This window comes from Streptomyces sp. CBMA123 (genome assembly GCF_014596465.1).
GTDB lineage: Bacteria > Actinomycetota > Actinomycetes > Streptomycetales > Streptomycetaceae > Kitasatospora.
Map to the genome: position 1 here is coordinate 1 of NZ_MECK01000424.1, position 2,582 is coordinate 2,582.

Below are 2,582 nucleotides of genomic sequence, written 5' to 3' on the forward strand. Positions count from 1 at the left end.
CCACCGGGGCGGCGCACCGGACGGCGGCCGGCCGCGTGCGCACGGAGCGCAACGTGGCGGGTCGCCGTCCGGTCGCGGCGCACGGGCCCTGAACCCGCGCCACGGCCTCCGCACTCGCCGAGGAGTGGGCCGCGCCCGGCAGTCCACGTTCCCCCCTGCTGACGCGATCCCCCTGGACAGCAGCACCGTGGCGGCGGACGGACGTCCCCTCGGCGTCCCCTCGCAACGGGAGCCGCACCCAAGCGTGATCAGTCGGATACGTCACGTCAATGGGTAGTCCGAAATTCGGAATGGTTGCGTCAGCTTTCGGCCGGTGATCGTCACCGCGCCCGGCGCCGCCCGCCGGGCCGCCCGCAGGCCGTGCCGGAAACTGCTATTGCGCCAAAGCCGCCCAGTCCACGCCGGCCAGCGGATCGGCGGGGCGCGCCTCGGCGCCGATCTCGCACCAGACCCGCTTGCCGGAGCCGTCCGGGTACCAGCCCCAGCGCTCGCAGAGCAGCTCGACCAGCTCCAGGCCGCGGCCGTTGGTGGCGTCCTCGTCCGGGCCGGCGTGCCGGGGGGCGGGGGCGACCTGGCTGGCGTCGGCCACCTCGACCCGCAGCGGGCCGGGCGGACCGGCCGGCGCCGGGCCCTCGACCACCGGCAGACAGAGTCTCAGCACGGCCGGACAACCGGTGTGCACCACGGCGTTGGTGACCAGCTCCGAGACCACCAGCACCACCGTCTCGGCCATCGGCGCGTCCGGGTCCACCCCGTGGTTCAGCAGCCGCGAGCGCACCCACCGGCGGGCCCGGCCGACCTCGGCGGGGTCCGCCTGCACCGCAAGCTGTACCTGAAGAACCTGCACCGCTCCACCACCCGCACTCGCAGTTCGGCCAACGTCCCGGTCGGGCCGGATCAGCCGGCCGGCGGGGCCCTCGCACTTCGCCCGGTGCCACCCGGGCTCACCGAGCGCTCGCCGACCCGTCCGCCCGCGTCACTCGCCCGCGTCAACTCGTCGGTCGCGCACCGGCCACGACACGAATACGCCTCAGGATGGGTGGGCGGACGGACCGCAGCAAGCGCTTCGGGCATATTCCGGCGATCGGGGTACAGGGCAGTGCATACTGTCCCGTTCACTCTCGCGAACCTCGCACCGGCACTCGTCCGGCCCGGGCCGACGCCGGTCCCGCGGGGCGTGTCGGACACGCCTTGGGCGGGAACCTACCGCCGGACACCCCCGTCACCCGGCCCGCCACTCGCGAACCACCCGTGCGACATTTGTCCAGCGGTTCTCGAACAGCGCCGTCGGCGGACCGTCCCACCCTATGACGAGCCCGCCCGGTGTCGATCCGCCGCCCGTCGGGCCCTGCCGGGCGAACCCCAACCACGAGGCGGGGTTCCGTTCTTGGCGGATTCCCCTCCACCGCCGACCGGCCAGGGGATACCGTTGGGTAACGCCAGCGAACCGGGCAGGAGGGTTGGTTCCCGATGGCCACCCCGGACCGGATCCCGCGCTGGGACGAGCAGCTGCAGCGACGCCTCGCCCGCGGCGAGGAGACCGCGCTCGGCGAACTCTACGACCGGCTCGCCCCGATGGTGCACGGCCTGGCCGGCCGGATACTCGCCGACCAGGCGGCCGCCGCCCAGCTCACCCGGGAGGTCTTCGCCCACGTCTGGGAACACCCCGAGGACTTCGACCCCGCCCAGGGCTCGCTGCGCTCCTGGCTCGGCGCGCTCACCCACCGCCGCGCGGTCGACCGGCTGCGGACCCGGCGCGGCGCCGGACCGGGCCCGGGGCGCGGCACCGGCGCGGCCGAGGAGGAGATCCGCGCCGTGGCCACCGCCGCGCGGATGCAGTACGTGGTCGACTCCCTGCCCCAACCCCTGCGTGAGACCATCGCGGTGACGTACTACGACGGCCGCACCTACCAGGAGACGGCCCGGCTGCTCGGCATCAGCGAGCAGGCCGCCAGGCAGCGGATGCGGCTCGGACTGGAGCTGCTGGCCACCGAACTGGCCGACGAGCGCGCCCGCCAGGAGCACACGGACGGGGACGGGGGCAGGTGAGCGTGAGCGAGCGGATCGTCGAGAGGTGCGCGGGCGGATGAACGAGGAGCGGCACGACGCCCTGCGCTCGCTGCTCGGCGCGTGGTCCCTCGGCGCCTGCCCGCCGCGCGAGGCCGCCGAGTTGGAGCAGCACCTGCGCGACTGCCCGGAGTGCGCCGAGGAGGCCGCCCGGCTGCGCGAGGCCGCGGGCTGGCTCTCCCTGGACGAGCCGCTGGACCAGCCGGGTTCGCTGCGCCAGCAGGTGCTGGACTGGTGCCTGGCCCGCCGCCCGGCCGAACTGCCCGTCCCCGCCTGGGGGATGCCGTACACCGCGGAGACCGCCAAGCTCGACGCGCTGCTGCGCGACCTCGGCCCGGAGGAGTGGCAGGAGGTGGCCGAACTGCCGTGGTACGGCGGCACCGAGCGGCTGCACCCGGCCGAGGTGCTGGGCCGGCTGACGGCGGCGGACGGCTTCCTGGCGCTCGCCCTCGGCCTGCCCGACCCGGTGCCGGCCGCCGCCGTGACCGGGCCGGCGCCGGTCGTGGAGCGGCGGG

The 2,582-nt window shown here is 75.4% G+C and carries 3 protein-coding genes; 2 read left to right on the top strand and 1 reads right to left on the bottom strand.

What is annotated here, in order from left to right; genetic code table 11:
- Positions 1 to 373: 373 nt before the first annotated feature.
- Positions 374 to 847 (bottom strand): ATP-binding protein, encoded by a 474-nt coding sequence (locus BG452_RS32630; RefSeq protein WP_188307965.1) that lies wholly within the window; start codon positions 845 to 847, stop codon positions 374 to 376.
- A 623-nt stretch (positions 848 to 1,470) separates the two neighbouring features.
- On the opposite strand from BG452_RS32630, the gene BG452_RS32635 reads away from it, so the two are divergent.
- On the top strand, positions 1,471 to 2,049 hold the full coding sequence (locus BG452_RS32635; RefSeq protein WP_188307966.1) for a sigma-70 family RNA polymerase sigma factor: 579 nt from the start codon (positions 1,471 to 1,473) through the stop codon (positions 2,047 to 2,049).
- A gap of 37 nt (positions 2,050 to 2,086) precedes the next feature.
- Positions 2,087 to 2,582, top strand: a 496-nt coding sequence (locus tag BG452_RS32640) for a zf-HC2 domain-containing protein (RefSeq protein ID WP_188307967.1), incomplete at its 3' end; no start/stop codon positions are given.

What these genes read in the sequence shown, in the direction of transcription:
- BG452_RS32635 (WP_188307966.1), top strand. Translation starts at nt 1,471, where the DNA reads ATGGCCACCCCGGACCGGATCCCGCGCTGGGACGAGCAGCTGCAGCGA.